Source organism: Bacillus sp. 1021 (assembly GCF_014534735.1).
In the GTDB taxonomy this organism is placed as follows: domain Bacteria; phylum Bacillota; class Bacilli; order Bacillales; family Bacillaceae; genus Bacillus; species Bacillus siamensis.
Genome location: NZ_JACVSR010000001.1, coordinates 993,996 through 1,013,951 on the forward strand (window position 1 = coordinate 993,996; position 19,956 = coordinate 1,013,951).

Below are 19,956 nucleotides of genomic sequence, written 5' to 3' on the forward strand. Positions count from 1 at the left end.
GTTTATCTCCCCATTTGTGTCAGATTCATGAAAGAGGAAACATCTACATGTTTCTCAATCATGTGTTGAATGTTTTCTGCTGAAACGTGATCCAGCTTCGGTGTCATTCCTAAAATCGGAACTTTGCATAAGGTTTCAATGATGCTCGGGTTTGTCTTTTCGTCCAGCCCCGGCCGGCTATTTACGCCGTTGATAATGATGCCGAGAACCTCTATCCCCATGTTTTTCGCATATTCAACGGTTAAATACGTGTGGTTGATGGTTCCGAGATCAGGCCTGGCCACAATCACTGCCGGCAATTCCAAGGCTTTTATCAGATGACTGACTAAGTAATTTTCACCAAGCGGGACGGAAATGCCGCCTGCCCCTTCGACGATGAAACACTCATGACGATTTTTGATCTTTCTCCAGTGGGCCGTGACCTCTTCCATGCTCACGGATTTTCCTTCAAGCATGGCGGCCGTGTACGGTGCAAGCGGCTCTTTCCATTCAAATGGCGTAATCTCTTCATGAGACAGTGCGGTTTGTGACATGTCTTTCAACATCGAGGTGTCACTTTCCGGATGAGTCCGCGGCACACCGCTTAAAAACGGCTTAAACACTCCGATATCCGCCTGTTTCTGCCGGAATGCCGCAGCAAGTCCGCAAGAAACGATGGTTTTTCCGACGCCGGTATCTGTTCCTGTAACAAAAAAACTTCTCATTTGTTTAAATTCAGCTCTTTTCTGATGGAATCAAATGCTTCTGTAAGCCCATCTATGTCCTGTAAGCTGCGGTCCGCCGTGACGGTCAGCCTGATTCTGCTTTCACCGTCAGGAACGGATGGCGGGCGGATGGCCGGGGCGCAGATCCCCTTTTTCTCCAGCAGTGCAGCAACTGAAACCGCTGTTTTTGCATCACCGATGATGACGGCGATGATTGGTGTATCTCCGCCTCTTACGGTAAAACCCATATCGGTCAGACGGGTTTTGATCGTTTTGACAGACGACAGCAGTTCACGGCGCGTATCGTACATATCTGATATGATGTCAAATGCCGTATGGGAAGCCGCACAAATTGCCGGCGGAAGGGCTGTCTGAAAAATAAACGTCCGCGCATGATTCAGCAAAAAATCAATGAAAATGTTTGACCCCGCGGCAAAACCTCCTTCCGTTCCGACCGCTTTACTTAACGTGCCGATGACAACATCAGGACAAACACCAAAATATTCACTGGTTCCCCCGCCGTTTTCCCCGAGTACTCCGGTTGCATGCGCGTCGTCTGCTATCACAAATGCCTGATACTGCTTTGCAAGCGCCATTATGCGGTCAAGAGGCGCAATGGTGCCGTCCATGCTGAAGACGCCGTCCGTGACGATAAAGCGGCGGTTCCGAGACTGGACGGAGGCAAGTTTTTCCTCAAGATCAGCCATATCAATATGGCGGTACACGATGGTTTCCGCTTTCGATAAACGGCAGCCGTCAACAATGCTCGCATGGTTCAATTGATCGCTTAAAATGACATCGCCTTTTTGCGGCAGTGAAGCAAGCACGCCTATATTCGCCAAGTAACCGCTGGAAAACAATAAAGCAGCTTCCGTCTGTTTAAAATCTGCGATTGTTTGTTCAAGTGTTTCATGCCAAAAAGTATTTCCTGTCGTTAACCGGGAACCGCTGCTTCCCGCTCCGAAGCAGTTTAGCGCCGTTTGCGCGGCTGTGATCAGGCGCTCATCTTTAGACAGGCCTAAATAGTCATTGGATGCCCAGATCTTTTCCTCTTTGTTTTTGAGAGCGGTTTCCTGTTTCCGCAGCGTCCGATACAGCCCGTCTCTTTTCACCGCATCGAGCCTTTCGAAGAGCCATCCGTCAAAATCCACGGCCGGTCACCTCGGCTATCGCTTCTTTCATAATGGAGATCATGGCTTTTAACTGATCAGTCGTGCTGGCGAGCGGCGGAAGAAAGGCGATTACGTCTCCGAGCGGCCTCGTCAGCATACCGAGCTCTCTCATTTTCAAAGACACCTTATATCCAACACGCTTTTCAGGCGGATAAGGCTGTTTTGTCCCCTTATCCTGCACGAGCTCTATGCCGCACATGAAACCGAGCTGGCGGACATCGCCGACATGAGGAAGCTGCTTCAGATCATGAAGAAGCATCGCTGCCGTTTTTGATTTTTCGGCAACTTGTTCAACGATGCGCTCTGATTCAAATAAACGGAGATTTTCAATTGCCGCGGCACAGCCCAGCTGATTTCCTGTATAGGAGTGGCCGTGGAAAAATGTTTTCATGTTTTCATAGTCATCATAAAAAGCTTCATAAATCGCTTCTGCGGCAAACGTCACGGCGATCGGCAAATAGCCTCCCGTAATTCCTTTCCCTGCGGCCATCAAGTCCGGCTGGACATTTTCATGCTCACAGGCAAACATTTTTCCGGTGCGGCCGAACCCCGTCGCCACTTCGTCAACGATCATCAAGACATCATATGCCGTACACAGCTTTCGTACGCCTGCCAGAAAGCCTTCAGGCATGACGATCATGCCGGATGCGCCTTGCACCATCGATTCAATCGTAAGTGCGGCAATCTCTTCGTGATGCTTTGCAAGCAGCTGTTCGAGCGCGTTCAGACATTCATCCCGGCACTGTACGGGGTCGCCGCTTTCAGATCTGTATACGTAAGGAATCGGCGCTTTGTAGCTTTCAAACATCAGCGGGCCGTATACATGGTGGAAGAGTTCAATAGAACCGACGCTGACCGCTCCGATCGTATCGCCGTGATAGCCGTTCTGCATCGAAATGAATGTCTGCTTTTTAGGTCTCCCTATGTTTTTCCAATATTGAAAGGCCATTTTCAGAGCGATTTCCATTGCTTCCGCTCCGCTGTCAGAGTAAAAAACACGTGTCAGATTTTCAGGTGTAATGCCCGTCAGCATCTCGGCAAGTTCTGTCGCGGGAACATTCGTCATGCCCAGCAAGGTCGAATGAGCGATTTTTTTAAGCTGTTTTTGAATCGCCTCATCCATTTCTTTTTTGCGGTGGCCGTGTACATTGAGCCATACTGAGGAAAAGCCGTCATAGTATTCTTTGCCGCTTGTGTCTTTCAGCATGATTCCGTTTCCGCTTTCAATCATTAACGGATCCTCATCGTAATCTTTCATTTGTGTGAAAGGCAGCCAAAGATGCTTTTTGCTTTTTTCAATCATTGATTGTTTCATATGTTCCCCTCCCGCTGAATGAATACAGGCTGTTTCTCTAAAAAATGGATACAGCTCTCTGTATCTGTGATTCCATCTGTAAAGAAAATCCGGCAGCCGCTCTCATCGCCGTCATTCTTCATCTTGGTAATCCGCTGATAGCCCAGCTCTTTTGAGGCAACGTAGCCCGTTATGTAATCAGGGTCATCTGACCAGCACACTTCAGCTATGATTCCCGGATGCGCGCAAACCTTTGCCGCGATGGCATGTGCTTCTTTGATTCGTGAATTTTCCGGCATGTTGTGATCTAAAGCCCATTTTTGAAAATCGTGTGCCGGCCAATCCATTCGGGATACCCGCACACCTCTTTCCCTTCTGCCGTCAATGCGTTTTCCTGTCCGGATGTCAAACAGGACCGCTCCTCTTGCTTCTGCATATTCCGCGATGTTTTGATAGGCTTTCTCTATCAGGCGCGGAGGAATTCCTGCTTTTTGCAAAAGCGTCCGGGCGATTGCTTGTCCTTTCTCTGCCGTATCTGTTTGATGTACGGTAATCGGCAAAGGGCGGATCGTTTTGATCGGTTCATTGACGCTTTCAAGCTGGATCTGCATAAAATCAGGTGTCCCTCTTGAATGCGAGAAGCCTTTATGTAATAAGCCATTCACCGCTTCCTGTATTCCGCTGTAAGTGATAAGCCGTTCTCCGCCGGAAATGTGTTTCCCGCCCTGTTCATGAGAGGCATTTCGGGAAGCTCTCATTCTGACGCTGTAATATGTTTCTTCCTCCATTCCTTTCCCCTCCTTTCTCTTGCCTTGAAAAATAATGTTAACCAAAATAATTAAAGGTTAACACTTATACAGAATATTAGTGCCCTTCTCGAAATATGTCAACCTAACCTATCAAACTGTTAACTTAACGTTTTCATGTTTTGTTCATATTTTAGTCATTGTTTTTTCAACGCTGTCCGCTAAAGTAATCGATATCAACAAATAGGACAGCCATCCGCATCTTATTAGAGGGGAGGTCACCGTTATGCTGAAAGGAAAAATAAAGACATTAGGCCGTTTCTGCACGGTCGGGGCCGGCAATACGCTGATCGATTTTGGGGTCTTCTTTCTGCTTACCGCCTGCCGTGTTCCTTATCTGCCGGCACAGATCTGCTCCTATTCGGCTGGAATGATCAACAGTTATGTGTGGAACCGGAATTGGACGTTTCGTGTAAAGCGCAAGGCTGACGGGAAAGAGATCATGCGCTTTCTCATCATTAATCTTGCCGCGTCGGGGATCACCTTTTTGCTGCTGTACGCGTTTCAAAAAGGCGGCTGTTCGCTTTTGGTGAGTAAGCTCGCCGCCACTATCGGCGGAATGATGATGAATTTTATCGGAAACCGAATCTGGGTATTCGGAGATTCGCTGAAAAACATACAGGATCAGGAGTGAAGATGAATGAGAAAAAAAGTGAGAAAAGCGGTTATTCCCGCAGCGGGTTTAGGAACGAGATTTCTGCCGGCGACAAAGGCGCAGCCGAAAGAAATGCTGCCGATCGTTGACAAACCGGCAATCCAATATATCGTAGAAGAGGCCGCTGAGTCTGGGATTGAAGATATTCTGATTATTACAGGAAGAAACAAGCGCTCGATTGAAGATCATTTTGACCGGTCGGCGGAATTGGAATTCAATCTGCGGGAAAAAGGCAAGACGGAGATGCTGAAGGAAATGCAGCAGATTGCCGATTTGGCCAATATTCATTACATCCGCCAAAAAGAGCCGCTCGGCTTAGGTCATGCGGTGCTGTGTGCGGAGCATTTTATCGGAGAAGAACCTTTTGCCGTTCTCTTAGGTGATGATATTATGGTATCTGACACCCCCGCGCTCTCGCAGCTCATAGACGTCTATAACCAACACGGCACAGAAACGATCGGCGTACAGCCCGTCGACCCCGCCGATGTCAGCAAATATGGTATTATACAGACGGGGCGGCAGAACGGTCATGTGTACCAGGTTGAGGATCTGATTGAAAAGCCGGCTGTTGAAAAGGCGCCCTCTCAAATTGCCGTGATGGGCCGTTACATATTAACCCCTGCCATTTTTAAAGCGCTGAAGACGATCGGAAGAGGCGCAGGCAACGAAATCCAATTGACAGACGCGCTGCGCGAAGTGTGCCGCACCCAAAGTATCTACGCGCGGGAGCTCGAAGGAAGACGGTTTGATATAGGCGACAAGCTCGGCTGTTTTAAGGCTGGCACGGAGATCGGGCTGCTGCGGAAGGAAATGAGACCGAAACTCTTAGCTTACTTAGAAGAGGTGTTAAAAAGAGAATCTGAAGAAAACGTGCGTTAAAAAATAATTTGTAACCATTTTGCTTGTCAATCAGTCATATAATTGGGTAAAAAGATAAAGAGGTTGTGAACAGTGTGGGCAATTTTATTAGTGAAATATTATCCTGGCTGACAAGTATGGGCTATTTCGGGATTGCGCTCGGATTAATGATCGAAATCATTCCGAGTGAAATCGTTTTGGCCTATGGAGGCTATATGGTGTCAGAAGGCACGATCAGTTTTATCGGCGCCGTTATCGCCGGCGTGATCGGGGGAACGATCGCGCAGTGCTTTATTTACTGGATCGCCCGTTATGGGGGGCGGCCGTTTTTGGACAAGTACGGCAAGTACTTACTGCTGAAAAAGCATCATATTGATGTTGCCGAAAACTGGTTTCGCCGTTACGGCGCGGGCGTAGTATTCTCGGCCCGGTTTATCCCGGTCGTCAGACACGCGATTTCCATACCGGCCGGCCTCGCGAAAATGCCGCTTTCCAAGTTTGTCACCTTGACGACGCTTGCGATTATTCCGTGGTCTGTCATTTTCGTTTATCTCGGGTATCAGCTCGGCGGACAATGGAAAGATGTAGACAGCTATGCCGGAATGTACACGACTCCGATCATTATATTGGCTCTTGTATTTATTGTTGTTTATTTTGTCGTGAAAAAGATGAGATCAAGACTATGAAAAAAAGACTGCATAGAAGAACGGCCGCGGGCCGGATCTATGCGGTCTTTTTTATTTATACTGGGTATACGGGGTGTTTCCGGTGTGTGAAAGTCAGTTGTTTAGACATGTAAGCAGTGAGGCGTTTATTGAGTTCGTCCCGCAAGGAATCAGCGGGAACGATGCCGTCAATCACCATTTCAGAGGCAAGACGGTAAAGGTTAATGTCTTCCTTGTATTCATCTCGCTTTTTCTGAATAAAAGCCGGCCTTTCTTCTGGAGTGAGTTCGCTGATTTTGTTTGCGTAGACCGCATTTACCGCTGCTTCTGGCCCCATTACGGCAATTTGCGCAGTCGGAAGCGCTAAGCAGCAATCCGGTTCAAAAGCCGGGCCCGCCATCGCATATAATCCCGCACCGTAGGCTTTTCTGACAATAACGGAAAGCTTCGGAACAGTCGCTTCCGCCATTGCGGAGATCATTTTTGCGCCATGCCTGATGATGCCCGCCTGCTCAACCTTCGTTCCGATCATAAATCCGGGGATGTCTGCCAAAAACAGAAGCGGAATATGAAATGCATCGCACAAAGCGATGAATTTTGCGGCTTTATCCGCCGAATCGAGAAATAAAACCCCGCCTTTGACACGCGGCTGGTTGGCGATAATGCCGACCGGCTGTCCGTGAATCCGCGCAAGTCCCGTTATTAATTCCTGCGCAAATAACGGTTTAATCTCAAAAAAAGAGTCTTCATCGATGACACGTTCAATTAAATCCAGCATGTTGAACGGTGCATTTTGATGTGCCGGGATGACATCTGAGAGCGGTTTTTCAAAATCTTTCGGGTTCTTGGATTCGCTGACAGGCGCTTTTTCCGTATAATTTGCCGGAAAGTAGCTGAGATATGTCCGCGCCATCGTGATTGCTTCCTGTTCCGTCCGGGCGAGGAGATCACCGCAGCCTGATACGGAACAATGCATACGGGCGCCGCCCATTTCTTCAAGCGATACCTTTTCGCCGATTACCATTTCCGCCATGCGCGGAGAGCCTAAGTACATGGATGCATTGCCTTCAACCATAATAACAATGTCGCAAAAGGCAGGAATGTAAGCGCCGCCCGCAGCGGAAGGACCGAACAATAAACAGATTTGCGGTATGCGTCCCGACAGCTTTACTTGATTATAAAAAATGCGGCCGGCTCCCCTTCTGCCCGGGAACATGTCGACCTGATCGGTAATTCTTGCACCTGCTGAATCGACTAAGTACAGAAGCGGACACTGCAGTTTTTCAGCCGTTTCCTGAATGCGGATGATTTTTTCCACCGTCTTCGCGCCCCACGAGCCCGCCTTTACGGTTGAGTCGTTTGCCATCACACAAACGGTTCTGCCGCCGATGGTTCCGATCCCGGTAACGACCCCGTCAGCCGGCAGTCCGTCTGACATGCACTCGGCGAAAAAAGCGTCTTCAACGGATATGCCGTCATCGAATAAAAGTTTCAGCCTGTCTCTTACAAAAAGTTTTCCCTTCTTTTCATTGCTTGCGTGATATTTCGCGGCTCCTCCCTTTTCAATCGTTTTGCTGCGTGTCTGCCGTTCTTTTTCGTAATCCATCCGAGTCCCTCCATGTTTTATTTTCCTTTGTATTCAGGGGGTCTTTTTTCTTTAAAAGCGCGCAGCCCCTCTTCTCTGTCAAGTGTCGGGATGACTTGTGCATATGCTTTTCGTTCGATTTCGAGCCCTGTATTGAGATCAGTCTCCAGCCCCTTGTTTATCGCGAATTTTGCTTGTCTGACGGCGATCGGCCCATTGGCGGCGATGCGGCCGGCCAGTGCTTTTGCTTTTTCCAAAAGTTCTTCGGTTTCACATACATGCTCGACCAGCTTTATGTCTTTTCCCTCTTGGGCCGTGAGCCTCCGGCCGGTGTAGATCAACTCTTTTGCCGCACCGGGTCCGATAAGCCTAGGCAGTCTCTGTGTTCCGCCCGCCCCGGGTATGATCGCAAGGCCTGTTTCAGGGAGGCCGAGGCCCGCCCGGCTGGCGGCGATTCTGATATCGCAAGCGAGGGCGAGTTCAAGTCCGCCGCCGACTGCCGTTCCATTCAGCGCTGCAATGGCCGGCTGCGGGAGTGCTTCAATTGAGGCGGCGGTTTCACCGATACGCCTGACGCTTTGTTTGACTTGTTCATGATTCATCCCCGCTCTTTCTTTTAAATCAGCACCAGCGCAGAATGTGTTTCCGAAGCCGGTGAGAATGACACAGCGAATGGATGGCGAATTTTTGATGTCTGTAATCACACGCTGTAAATCATCAATCATTTCTGATGACAGTGAGTTGGCCGCATGCGGGCGGTTCAGCGTGATCAGGCCGATTGTTTCTTGACAGACGGAAAACAATACGCAATCTCCCATGGCTTCTCCTCTCTCTCATTTCGTTCTGAAGACCTGCAGGTTTCTGCTTGGCAGGTCTTTGCCGATTTTATCCCCGATCCAGCCGGCGGCTTCAAGTAGTTTATTCATGTCCGTCCCAGTATCAATCCCCATTTGTTCAAGCATATAAATGACGTCTTCTGTGGCGGCGTTTCCTGCTGATCCCGGAGCATACGGACAGCCGCCAAGCCCGCCTGAGGAGGTATCAAAGGATGTAATCCCCATATCAAGAGCGGGAATGATATTTGCAAGAGCCGTGCCTCTTGTATCATGGAAATGGAGTGCGATTTTTGAGGCGGGAACTCTCGGCAAAAGAGCTTCAAGCACGGCTATGACCTGCAAGGGGTTCGCCGCGCCGATTGTGTCGCCGAGTGATAATTCATCAACGCCCATTTCAAGAAGCGTGTCTGTGAGCCGGATGACTTGTTCGATCGGTACGTTTTGTTCATACGGGCATCCGAATACGGTGGAAAGATAAGCTCTCGTTGCCATTTTTTCAGATTTTGCTTCAGAAATGACCTGCCTGAGCTCTTGAACGGTCCGGTCAATCGGTTTGTTGACGTTTTTTTGGTTATGGGTTTCGCTTGCTGATAAAAACACACAGGCTTGATCAATTCTGCCTTCTGCCGCATGCTGCAGCCCGGTGAGGTTTGGAACGAGAGCCGCGTATACTGTATGTTTTGTTCTGGCAATTCCCTTTGCAACGTCCAGACTGTCACGCAGCGCCGGAATCCACCTCGGATTCACGAATGAAGTCACTTCGATATAGGAAAGTCCTGTTTTTGACAGCATATTGATCCACTCAATCTTATCTTCTGTATCCACCCACGCGGACTCATTCTGCAGGCCGTCACGAGGCCCTACTTCATTGATGCGGACATGCTTCGGACAGTTCATGCTGCACCTCCCGTTTTATTGGAGCTCAATCAGGACCTCTCCTTCATCGGTGAAATCGCCTTCTGCTTTTCTCACTTCTTTCACCGTTCCGGATACATCAGCAATAATCGGAATTTCCATTTTCATTGATTCCAAGACAGCTACTTCCTGTCCTTTTTCGATGACATCGCCCGGTTTCACATGAATTTTCCACAGATTTCCCGCCATCTGAATTTTTATCTCGCTCATTTGGACGCCTCCCCGTTCATGGTTTGTAAAAATCCGGTTGTCGCTTCACCCTTTTCAAACGCTTCTGAATGGGCAATCTTTGACAGCAGGGGAATATTGGTTTTAATCCCTTCTACATGGTATTCGCGAAGAGCGGTTTTCAGTTGTTCAATGGCTTGTTTTCTCGTATTCGCCGTGACGATCATTTTGGCAATCATCGGATCGTAAAACGGAGAAATGGTGCTTCCCTTTTCAACGGCGCATTCGTGTCTCACTGACGGATGCCGTAATACGGAGAAAGACGAGATGGTGCCGGGTGACGGATAAAAGGTGACCGGATCTTCCGCATAAATCCGCACTTCGATCGCATGCCCGTGATGTGTGATGTCTTTCTGTGAGAAAGTCAGCGGCTGCCCCGCGGCAATTTTCAGCTGCTCTTCCACAAGATCCAGTCCTGTAATTTCTTCTGTCACCGGATGCTCTACCTGCAGTCTTGTATTCATTTCTAAGAAATAGATTTGTTTCTTTTGGTCGACGAGAAACTCTATTGTGCCCGCATTTTGGTAGCCGATCGATTTAGCGGCTTTAACGGCGGTTTCGCCGAGTCTTTGTCTTAATTCATCATCAACAAACGGGGACGGCGCTTCTTCTATCACTTTTTGATGGCGCCTTTGCACTGAACAGTCACGTTCAAACAGATGAACGGTATTGCCGAAAGAATCTGCGAGAATCTGAATTTCAATATGACGGGCGTTTTCAATGACTTTTTCCATATACATCGCGCCGTCTCCGAAAAAGGATGCAGCCCACTTTTGATTGCCTTCAAACGCTTTGGCCAGCTCTTCTTCTGAATGTACGATCTGCATGCCGATTCCGCCGCCTCCAGCGGACGCTTTCAGCATGACCGGAAAGCCGATGGCGCGGGCCTCGGCTAAGGCCGAGTGTACATCGGGCAACGGTTCTGAAACACCGGGAACGATCGGGACCTTTGCTTTTTGCATCGTTTTTCGGGCTTCTATCTTGCTGCCCATCTTGGCGATGATGTCACCGGGCGGGCCGATAAATGTGATTTGTTCCTTCCGGCAGCGTTCGGCGAACGAACTGTTTTCTGACAGCAGCCCGTAGCCGGGGTGAATGGCGTCCGCTCCGGCGGCTTTAGCGGCTTCTATGATTCTGTCGATATGTAAATAGCTTTCATTTACTCTCGATTTTCCGATCGGATAGGCCTCATCTGCCGCTTTTACATGGAGCGCATTCTGATCGGCTTCTGAATAGACAGCTGCCGAGGGAATGCCGAGACGTTTGCAGGTTCGGATAATTCGTAAGGCGATTTCTCCTCTGTTGGCAATCAGGATTTTTGTAAACAAATGTGAAGCACTCCTTTTTCATTAAGTTAACTTGAGCTCTTCAATCGTTTTTTCCCGCAGCTTGAATTTCTGAATTTTTCCTGAGGCTGTCATGGGATATTCATCTGTGAATAACACATACCGGGGGACTTTGTAGCGGGCGATATGTTCTTTGCAAAAGGTTCTGATGTCTTCTGTGGAAGCGGTTTGTCCGTCTTTGAGCCTTATCCACGCCGCGGCTTCTTCTCCGTATTTCGGATCAGGCACGCCGACAACTTGAACGTCTGCTACTGCGGGATGCCGATATAACATTTCTTCAATCTCCCGGGGATAGATATTTTCGCCGCCTCTTATCAGCATGTCTTTCAGACGGCCCGTGATTTTGCAGTACCCGTCTTCATCCATGACTGCCAAATCACCCGTATGCAGCCAGCCGTCTTTGTCTATCGCTTCTTCGGTCGCTTCTTGATTTTTATAATAGCCTTTCATGACATGATATCCGCGGGTGCAGAGCTCTCCCTGTTCGCCCCGGGCGGCCTCCTCGGATGTTCCGGGCCGAACGATTTTGATTTCGATATGAGGAAGCGCCCGCCCGGCTGTTTCCACTCTTCTTTCAAACGGATCATCCGTTCTTGTCTGCGTAATGACAGGTGATGCTTCGGTCTGTCCGTAGGCAATGGTAATGCCGGTCATCCCCATTTTGCCGATCACTTCTTTCATGACTTCCGCCGGACATGGCGAGCCGGCCATAATTCCGGTTCGGACGTGAGAAAGATCATATTCAGAAAAACGGCTGTCATTTAGGAGGGCGATAAACATCGTCGGCACACCGTGCAGAGCCGTGCAGGCTTCTTGCTCCACCGTTTTCAGAACGGCCGGCGGAGAAAACTGTTCAATCGGGATCATCGCTGCACCCGCGGAAACACATGCCAGCACGCCGAGCACACACCCGAAACAGTGGAAAAACGGCACGGGAATGCATAAACGGTCGCTTGGGGTAAGCTTCATGCACTCTGCGATATTGGCCGCGTTATTGACGATATTAAAATGTGAGAGCATGACGCCTTTCGGAAATCCGGTCGTACCCGATGTATATTGCATATGAATGCAATCATCCTTATCCAGGCTGTCCATCCTTCCGTCAAGCGCTGCATCCGTTACAGACTCGGCATCCTTCAGCAAAGAATCCCACCGGTGCATGCCGGGCGGTCTTTGATCCCCGATGTATAACACCGTCCGTAAAAAGGGATACCGTTTCGAACGCAGCCTGCCGCGCTCACAAGTTTTCAGCTCCGGAATCAGCTTATTCACCATTTCAACATAAGATGTCTGCCTGTAGGAATCCATGATAATCAGGGACGTGACGTCTGAATGTGTCAGCAGGTAATCGAGCTCTGCGATTTGAAAATTCGTATTGATGGTGACCAGGACGGCGCCGATTTTCGCCGTTGCAAATTGCGCCGCGAGCCATTCCGGTATGTTGGATGCCCATATGGCCACATGATCTCCTTTTTCAACTCCCAGCTTCATCAGCCCTTTTGCGGTTTGCCGGCATAACCGGTCAAACTCCGCATACGTATAACGAAGGCCGCGCTCAGGGTAAACAACCGCTTCATGATCCGGAAAAAGCTCCGCGGTCCGCTCAAGCAGCTTTCCCGCTGTTAAATGGATAAGTTCAGCCATATGACCTGCTTCCTTCCATTCTTGTTTTGGTAAACGTTTTCATTTCACTTCAAGAGCTGTCTTGCAATGACCATTCTTTGAATTTCTGACGTTCCTTCGCCAATCTCCATCAGCTTTGCGTCACGAAGCATGCGTTCGACACCGCACTCCTTCATATAGCCGGAACCGCCGTGAATTTGGATGGCCTGAAGGCATGTTCTGACGGACATTTCTGAAGCATAGAGCTTGGCGAATGCCGCTTCTTTCGTAAATGGCAGGTTTTGATCCTTCAGCCAGGCCGCTTTAAGCACCATTTGTCTGGCAAGGTCAATTTCCATCGCCATGTCAGCGAGCTTAAATTGGATGGCTTGAAATGACGATATCGGGCTTCCGAACTGCTTTCGTTCCTTCGCATATGACAGCGACGCCTCCAATGCTCCTTGAGCGATACCGACAGCCAGCGCCGCAATCGAAATCCGTCCGCCATCTAATGTATATAAAAATTGCTTGAAACCTTTTTCAGGATCACCGAGCAGGTTGTCGGCAGGCACCCTGACATCTTCCAGCACAAGTTCGGCAGTATCAGATCCTCTCACACCCATCTTGTCGTACGGACTTGTGATCGTAAATCCCGGTGTGTCTGTCGGGACGATGAGAGCTGAAATGATCGGTTTTCCGGCGGAGTTTTTTCCCGTAACGGCGGTGACAATGACCGTACGGGCATAATTGGCGTTTGTGATCCAGCATTTCTCTCCGTTTATCACATAGTCAGCACCCATTTTCTCGGCTTTTGTCTGTGTTCCGCCGGCATCTGAACCGGCATTCGGCTCCGTCAATCCGAATGATCCGAGCGCTTTTCCGGAAGCTAGCGGAGTAAGGTGTTCTTGTTTTTGCTCTTCAGTACCGAAATAGTACAATGGGCTTGCACCGAGTGACACGGCTGCCGCATAGCTCAGCCCCGTGCTTCCGCAGGCTTTTCCGATTTCTTCAACTGCCGCTGCATAGGAAATGGTATCACCGCCCGCTCCTCCGTATTCTTCCGGAAACGGAATTCCGAGAAGGCCGAGTTCGCCCATTTTTTTAAATGTGTCTATCGGAAAGACGGCTGATTGATCAACCTCATGGGCTTTCGGGGCAATTTCATTTTTGGCGAAATCTCTGACCATTTCGCGCACCATCTGCTGTTCTTTTGTCAGTTGAAAATTCATTAACCTTCCTCCTTCTGCTGCTTTCTACATTTTATTAATGGGGGTCTTTATTCATTCCATTCAAATAAAGTCTGAACATTCGGACTCATCCGCCGCAAAAAAACTGACAGCTCGGCAACTGTCAGTTTTTTTAGAAATGCTATTTAACCGTCCGTTTTGCGGAGGGACGGCTTTCATGGTGAAGCCTGTCAACGGAAGTAACGATATAGGTGCAGGCGCCTTTCGCCTGGATATCAGTATCTGAAAATGTCTGCGTCCGTGGTGCTGTTTTTCTGACTGTATCAACTAAATAAGGCTGCTTTCCCTTTTCTGCGCGGTAAATGGCGTAATAAGCCGTTTTTTTACCGTTGGATTTTGCATCTTCGATAAAGAGTGTATTGCCTGAAGCGTTCTTCTCCGCCCGTTTGACAGCCGGTTTTTTTAAAGCGGAATGTCCGAGCCAAGGCATCTCGGGTATTAATGCTGGCCGGCTGTACATGTCATTGATCAAGCGGTTTTTCACATCGAGCGGGTTACGGTTCAGATCCTTTAAACTGAAATGCATGCTGCCTTTAATCCAAGCTGATTCCCTGTTAAGAGCAATCTGTCTTCCGTATTCCTCCGGATCGGCCCAAGGCGGATCAGCGTTGTTGTTGATTTTATAAGCTGCCTGCCCGATATATAAATGCACGGGACGATTTTTCACTTCATTGCCCCACCAATCCGCTAAGACGTCATATGCCGCCGCTTTAAAGCCGATACTCCAGTAAATCTGCGGTGCGATGTAATCAATATATCCTTTTTGGATCCATTCTCTCGTATCAGCGTATAAGTCATCGTAGTTCCGCACTCCGGCGGCCGTTTTGGAGCCTGTCGGGTCATCTGCGGCATTTCTCCATACGCCGAATGGGCTGATTCCGAATTTGACATAAGATTTTTCTCGTTTAATGGTCTGATTGATCTCTTTTACAAGCTGGTTGACGTTATCCCTGCGCCAGTCATCAACTGATGCAAAGTGAGCTTTTCCGTACCGTTCGTATGCCGCCTGATCGGGAAATTCCTTTCCGGCGATTTTATAAGGGTAAAAATAGTCATCCATATGAACCGCATCAATGTCATATCGGCTGACCACCTCTTTGATCCCATCCGTTATAAATTGCCGTACTTCGGGAATGCCCGGATTATAATACAGCTGATTTCCGTATGCGGCGACCCAGTCCGGATGAGAACGGGCGGGATGATCATCTGAAAGCGCATTCAAATTTGTGTGATTCATCGTGATCCGGTAAGGGTTGAACCAAGCGTGGAATTCAAGATTCCGTTTATGTGTCTCTTCAACTAAAAAAGCAAGCGGATCGTAGCCCGGATTTTTACCTTGCGTTCCTGTCAAATACTCTGACCACGGACCGTAATCTGATGGATAAAAAGCATCAGCCGTCGGTTTAATTTGAACGACCACGGCGTTCATCCCCATTGCCTGAACGTCATCCAGCAGCTTGCTGTATTCTTTTTTTTGCTCATCGGGTGACAGCCCTTTTTTAGAGGGCCAGTCGATATTGGTGACAGACGCGATCCATACGGCTCTCATTTCCCTCTTCGCCTGAGTGCCGCCAGCTTTTGCTGGTGCTGAGACTGTAAAGATGCCTGCTGTCAGTAAAACGGCCAAAAACCATATGATGCTGGAACGGCAGCCTTTCATGTTTTTCCCCCTTTCAGCTTTACGGTATTCCGAAGCATTCCGGGCGGTGAATCAAAAAGCCTGCTTTATTCTTCTCAGCCTAAAAAAAGAAAAAAGTCCTAAAGCGGTTGAAACGCTTCAGGACTTTTTATGTTTCATGGCGGCGAGCACGTCAATGACCTTCGTTCCGACGCCGACACAGGTTTCAAGAATGGCCTGCGCTCCGGCAATGGACAAAATGAAAATAACCGGATGTGCATAGCGGGGCCAGACCAAATAGCAGATGCCGATCAATATGGCGCACCAGACACCCGCACACCAATAACATTGCAGCATATAACCGAATGCGGAGGAAGGGACTTTTTTTTGGACGGCGCGCCCGTTTTGATCGATGGTTTTTTCTTGCTTTAAAAAGGGTTTTCTTATGAATTCGGTAATCTTATCAAATACAATTAAATGGGTCAGCCGATAGCTGGCAAGGATGATCATTACATATGTAAGCCAAGATAGGTTCGTCATGACAAAGCCTCCAAAAACCTGGTTTGATTCCCCTATCTTGTCCTCTTTCATCCTGAACCATTCTGCCGGATGCTACAGATTCCGTTCCAAGCGTCTGCCGCTGTTTGCAACGATGTCCAGTATGACCTCGGCATTTTTGTGTGCAAACTCGGGTTCAAACATATCTTTATGGGCTCCCTCGCCCTGATATTCCTGATAGAGTCCCGTTGTGGCGCCTTCCCATTTCTTCGGCTCAGGCTCAGCATTGTGCTCTCCCTTTATGCCGGCCTCAATAAAATGGAGGTTTGCCGCAATTTGGCCGTCATTTATCAGTTCCGCCCAGTACGTTTGATAGCGCTCTGTTTTTCTGATGACCGCTTCCCTGACGGCTTCCGGGACATTTTCGGCTGTTGCGTTTGTTGGCTGCGGCGGCAGTGTGTCAAGCTTTCTGTACGCGTCTGCGATAATGACGTCGCTGATTTCTAAGCCGCGCTTTTCCATTGCTTTTGCCGCCTCGAATGCCGTATTGCCGCCCGCTGAATATCCGAAGAGGATATAAGGGCCTTCCGGCTGGATTTCCAGCATTTTATCAATGTATTGTTCCATTCTGCTGTCTTCTTCAATAAAGTTAAAGCCGTACACAGCAGCCCGTCCATTTAATGCCGCCGCCAGATCTTTGAAGAAAATGCCGAACCCTGAGATTGGCGGAAAACAGAAAAGGTTGCGGCCTTTCGGCTGATTCAGTTTGCTGATATGCTGTTCGGCGGCTTCTGACAGTTTGCTGGAATACAGCTTTTCAGCCAATTGTTCAATTGTCGGATATTCAAATATCATTTCAATCGGGACATCCATCTGCTGTCTGGTCTTCAGCTGGTGGATGACTTGCAATGCTTTCAAAGAGTGCCCGCCAAGCTCAAAAAAGTCATCCTGTATGCCCAGCTCCCCGCAGCCGAGTATCGGCGACCAAATGTCGATCAGCTCACGCTCTACCCAGTTTCGTGGGGGAACGGCTTTTGATGACGTCTTTTTCCGTTCTGGCGCAGGGAGTCTGCGGCGGTCCACTTTGCCGTTTGCGGTAAGCGGCATACGGTCAAGCTTTACCACATACTGCGGAATCATATAGTCGGGAAGCGGCCTTGCCAATAGGGAGCGAATGGTTCTTTCTTCAACATACGCGCCTGTATAATACGCACAAAGGATGGCTTCTTGTCCTTCGTCTGACACGATGACTGCCGCTTCCCTGATTCCCTCAATTTCAGTCAGCCGCGCTTCAATTTCGGCCGGCTCGATACGCTTTCCGCGAATCTTGAATTGACGGTCGATACGGCTGATGTATCCGATGCTTCCATCCGGCAGCCAATAAGCCAAGTCGCCTGTTTTGTAAATCTTTTCTTCAGGATGAATCGGGTGGCTGACAAATGCTTCACTTGTTAAGTCAGGCCTGTTTAAGTAGCCTTTGGCAACCCCGTCACCGCCGACACAAAGCTCACCGGGCACGCCGATCGGCGCAAGTCCGCCATTTTTCTCAATGATATACGCGGTTGAATTAGTGATCGGTTTTCCGATTGGGATCGGCTGAGAAAAATCATGCCTGATTTCATAAAAGGTGGAAAATGTCGTATTTTCCGTCGGTCCGTATATGTTATAAAGGCTGAGATTCGGACAGCGGTGTCTGACCTTATTGATGAGCGCCGGGGACAAAGCTTCTCCGCCGACATATAAGGTGTGCAATCCGGAAAACATCTCCGGATCCGCCTGAGCAAACTGGTTAAAGAGCGCCGTCGTCAAAAACAGAATCGTAATTCGATTGGAACAAAGATAATGGCCGAACCTCTCAGGCGCAAGCATTGTCGTGCGGTCAACTACATGAAGGCACGCTCCGTTCAAAAGCGCTCCGAAGATTTCAAACGTCACTGCGTCAAAACCGATGGACCCTGTCAGAATGAGACGGTCCGTCGTGCCGGCCGACGTGTAATTGCTGTTGGACACGAGCGATACGACGTTGCGGTTGGAAATCATCACGCCCTTCGGTTTTCCTGTTGAACCGGATGTATACATAATATAGGCAAGATCATCAGGCGATGTAACGGTATTCAGTTTTCCCGCGTCAGCGGTTTGTTTCTCAGCGGCAGCCGGGATAGAGATGATGCGAGAAAAGTAAATATCAGTCTCAATCCCGTTTTGCACCGTTAACAGCTGTGCTCCGCTCTCAGTGAGCATATCGGCGATCCTGTCGGAAGGCAGATCTGCATCGAGCGGAAGGTACGTCCCTCCCGCTTTCAAAACAGCGAGAACAGCGATGATAAATTCCGGTGAGCGTTCGGCTAAAATCCCGGCAATTCCCTTTTGCGCCAAACCGTTTTCCAGCAGGGTGCGGGCGAATGCAGTTGACCGTTCATCAAGCTCCCGGTACGTCAACGTCAGCCCGCCGGCGTGAAGCGCCTGATGATCCGGGGTTTTCTCCGCCTGACGGCTGAATAGGCTGATGATGCTTTCGTCTCTTTCATAAGTTGTTTTCGTGTTATTAAATTCGCCGATTATTCTTGATTTTTCCTTTTGTCCGAGCATCGGAAGCCGGTCAGCAGGAACATCGGGATGAAAAGCGGCGCCGCGCAGCGCTTCTTCCAAGTGGCCTTTTACGCTCTCTATCCATACTTCGTCATAAACGTTCGCATTGTAGCTGAATTTGATGAGCAGCTCATCGCCGGGCGCTATAATGAGGTTAAAGTCGTAGCCCGATTGTTCCGACACGTTGACATTCCCGATTCTAAACGGCGCATCCGATTCCTTTTCCGCGTCTTTCATCTGCTGCTGAATCGGATAATTTTCAAACACGATAATATGGTCGATTAAATCCTGTTTCAGCTCAGTCTGAGATTGGATGTCGGCAAGCGGATGATAACTGAACGCCTCTGAATCAAGCATTTCTTTCTGGCAGCGGCCCAGCAGTTCTCTAAAGCTTTCATCACCCGTTTTAATGCGTACCGGGACAGTATTGATAAACAGTCCGATCATGCTTTCCACGCCGTCAATGACAGAAGGCCGCCCTGATACGACGGCGCCGAACACGGCATCGTCCGTCCGGTTGTAGCGCTGCAGCATCAGGCCCCAGACGGTCTGCATAAGAACTGCAAGCGTTGCGCCCTCTTCTTTGGCGGTCGTTTTCAGCTTATCCGTCAGGTTTTGATCTAAAGAAAACAGCAGCTCTTTCTTGTGATAGCCTTTTTCCTGGGGCCGGACCGATATTTTCGGCAGTCCTGATGGGGTCTCAAAGCCCGCTAAATATCCTTTCCAATACTCAGAAGCTGCGTCGTTGTCCTGATCGGTCAGCCATGTAATATAAGTGCTGTACGGCTTAGCGGGCTCCAAGGTGACGGGTGAGCCAGATTCAATCGCCCGGTACATATGCATAAATTCCTGAAGGACGATGCCGAGGCACCAGCCGTCCATGAGGATGTGATGATGGCTCCAGACGCATACATATTCTTCGTCAGCTGTTTTAAACAAAGAAACACGCATCAGCATATCCTTTTGCAAATCAAAGCCGTTTAACCGGTCACGTTCCTTAAATCGCTGTATATAGCTGTTTTGTCCCGCTTCATCCAAATGTGTAAGATCTTCGCGGTGCAGCCGGAATTCCCGCTCACGAAGCACGACTTGGCGGGGGCCGTTCAGCTGAGCGACATGAGGCAAAAAAACCGTTCTGAAAATATCGTGGCGGCTGATGACAGACTGTACGCTTTGCTCAAACAATTCCGGACGAAGCCGGCCTTTTATGGTGAAGACGGATTGCTCGATATATGCAGCCCCCTCCTTTTGCAGGAAGGAATGAAAAAGCATTCCTTCCTGCATTCGGCTGAGGGGATAAATATTTTGGATATTTTTCGTTTTTTCCATGTGTTCCTC

General features: G+C 49.1%; 15 protein-coding genes and 2 pseudogenes. 3 read left to right on the forward strand and 14 right to left on the reverse strand.

Features of this window, described 5'->3' with window-relative positions; all coding sequences use genetic code 11:
* Positions 1-2 precede the first annotated feature (2 nt).
* From bioD to ICW23_RS04795, 4 genes are read right to left on the reverse strand one after another with little or no spacing between them, the layout of a single operon-like run.
* Positions 3-704 carry a dethiobiotin synthase gene (bioD, locus tag ICW23_RS04780; RefSeq protein ID WP_188154105.1) on the reverse strand — a complete coding sequence of 234 codons (702 nt, stop codon included), beginning with the start codon at positions 702-704 and terminating at the stop codon, positions 3-5.
* Positions 701-1,855, reverse strand: a complete 1,155-nt coding sequence (gene bioF / locus ICW23_RS04785; protein ID WP_188154106.1) for an 8-amino-7-oxononanoate synthase — start codon at positions 1,853-1,855, stop codon at positions 701-703. The genes bioD and bioF overlap by 4 nt, the downstream gene beginning before the upstream one ends.
* Positions 1,845-3,191 carry an adenosylmethionine--8-amino-7-oxononanoate transaminase gene (gene bioA / locus ICW23_RS04790; RefSeq protein WP_016935937.1) on the reverse strand — a complete coding sequence of 449 codons (1,347 nt, stop codon included), beginning with the start codon at positions 3,189-3,191 and terminating at the stop codon, positions 1,845-1,847. Before bioA ends, bioF begins: the two co-directional genes overlap by 11 nt.
* Complete coding sequence (locus ICW23_RS04795) at positions 3,188-3,958, reverse strand: 6-carboxyhexanoate--CoA ligase (RefSeq protein WP_188154107.1); 771 nt, start codon at positions 3,956-3,958, stop codon at positions 3,188-3,190. Before ICW23_RS04795 ends, bioA begins: the two co-directional genes overlap by 4 nt.
* A 191-nt stretch (positions 3,959-4,149) precedes the next feature.
* Here ICW23_RS04795 and ICW23_RS04800 point away from each other — a divergent pair.
* The 3 genes and pseudogenes from ICW23_RS04800 (at position 4,150) to uptA (ending at position 6,175) form a co-directional block, all read left to right on the forward strand.
* Positions 4,150-4,610: pseudogene (locus tag ICW23_RS04800) on the forward strand (GtrA family protein).
* A 6-nt stretch (positions 4,611-4,616) separates the two neighbouring features.
* Positions 4,617-5,510: a UTP--glucose-1-phosphate uridylyltransferase GalU gene (galU, locus tag ICW23_RS04805; RefSeq protein ID WP_188154109.1), complete on the forward strand. Its 894-nt coding sequence runs from the start codon at positions 4,617-4,619 to the stop codon at positions 5,508-5,510.
* Positions 5,511-5,584: 74 nt separating this feature from the next.
* The gene (gene uptA, locus ICW23_RS04810; RefSeq protein WP_016935933.1) at positions 5,585-6,175 is read left to right on the forward strand and encodes an undecaprenyl phosphate transporter UptA; all 591 of its coding nucleotides are present in this window, start codon (positions 5,585-5,587) and stop codon (positions 6,173-6,175) included.
* A 55-nt stretch (positions 6,176-6,230) separates the two neighbouring features.
* Here the strand turns inward: uptA and ICW23_RS04815 are convergent, their stop codons facing one another.
* From ICW23_RS04815 to ICW23_RS04860, 10 genes and pseudogenes are all read right to left on the reverse strand, one after another.
* Entirely contained in the window at positions 6,231-7,760 is a 1,530-nt protein-coding gene (locus ICW23_RS04815) for an acyl-CoA carboxylase subunit beta (RefSeq protein WP_188154110.1), read from the reverse strand.
* A 17-nt stretch (positions 7,761-7,777) separates the two neighbouring features.
* Complete coding sequence (locus tag ICW23_RS04820) at positions 7,778-8,557, reverse strand: enoyl-CoA hydratase (RefSeq protein WP_188154111.1); 780 nt, start codon at positions 8,555-8,557, stop codon at positions 7,778-7,780.
* Positions 8,558-8,572: 15 nt separating this feature from the next.
* Positions 8,573-9,472: a hydroxymethylglutaryl-CoA lyase gene (locus tag ICW23_RS04825; RefSeq protein ID WP_188154112.1), complete on the reverse strand. Its 900-nt coding sequence runs from the start codon at positions 9,470-9,472 to the stop codon at positions 8,573-8,575.
* A 15-nt stretch (positions 9,473-9,487) separates the two neighbouring features.
* Positions 9,488-9,700 carry an acetyl-CoA carboxylase biotin carboxyl carrier protein subunit gene (locus ICW23_RS04830; RefSeq protein ID WP_016935929.1) on the reverse strand — a complete coding sequence of 71 codons (213 nt, stop codon included), beginning with the start codon at positions 9,698-9,700 and terminating at the stop codon, positions 9,488-9,490.
* Positions 9,697-11,046 carry an acetyl-CoA carboxylase biotin carboxylase subunit gene (locus tag ICW23_RS04835; protein ID WP_188154113.1) on the reverse strand — a complete coding sequence of 450 codons (1,350 nt, stop codon included), beginning with the start codon at positions 11,044-11,046 and terminating at the stop codon, positions 9,697-9,699. Before ICW23_RS04835 ends, ICW23_RS04830 begins: the two co-directional genes overlap by 4 nt.
* Positions 11,047-11,067: 21 nt before the next feature.
* A pseudogene (locus ICW23_RS04840) lies at positions 11,068-12,720 on the reverse strand (AMP-binding protein); the annotation flags it as partial.
* 32 nt (positions 12,721-12,752) lie between these two features.
* Positions 12,753-13,895 (reverse strand): acyl-CoA dehydrogenase family protein, encoded by a 1,143-nt coding sequence (locus tag ICW23_RS04845; RefSeq protein ID WP_188154114.1) that lies wholly within the window; start codon positions 13,893-13,895, stop codon positions 12,753-12,755.
* Positions 13,896-14,034: 139 nt separating this feature from the next.
* Entirely contained in the window at positions 14,035-15,573 is a 1,539-nt protein-coding gene (locus ICW23_RS04850; RefSeq protein WP_188154115.1) for a glycoside hydrolase family 10-like protein, read from the reverse strand.
* A 117-nt stretch (positions 15,574-15,690) separates the two neighbouring features.
* The gene (locus ICW23_RS04855; protein ID WP_045927036.1) at positions 15,691-16,071 is read right to left on the reverse strand and encodes a DUF1360 domain-containing protein; all 381 of its coding nucleotides are present in this window, start codon (positions 16,069-16,071) and stop codon (positions 15,691-15,693) included.
* Between the two features lie 72 nt (positions 16,072-16,143).
* Positions 16,144-19,947, reverse strand: a complete 3,804-nt coding sequence (locus ICW23_RS04860; protein ID WP_188154116.1) for a non-ribosomal peptide synthetase — start codon at positions 19,945-19,947, stop codon at positions 16,144-16,146.
* Between the last annotated feature and the right edge of the window lie 9 nt (positions 19,948-19,956).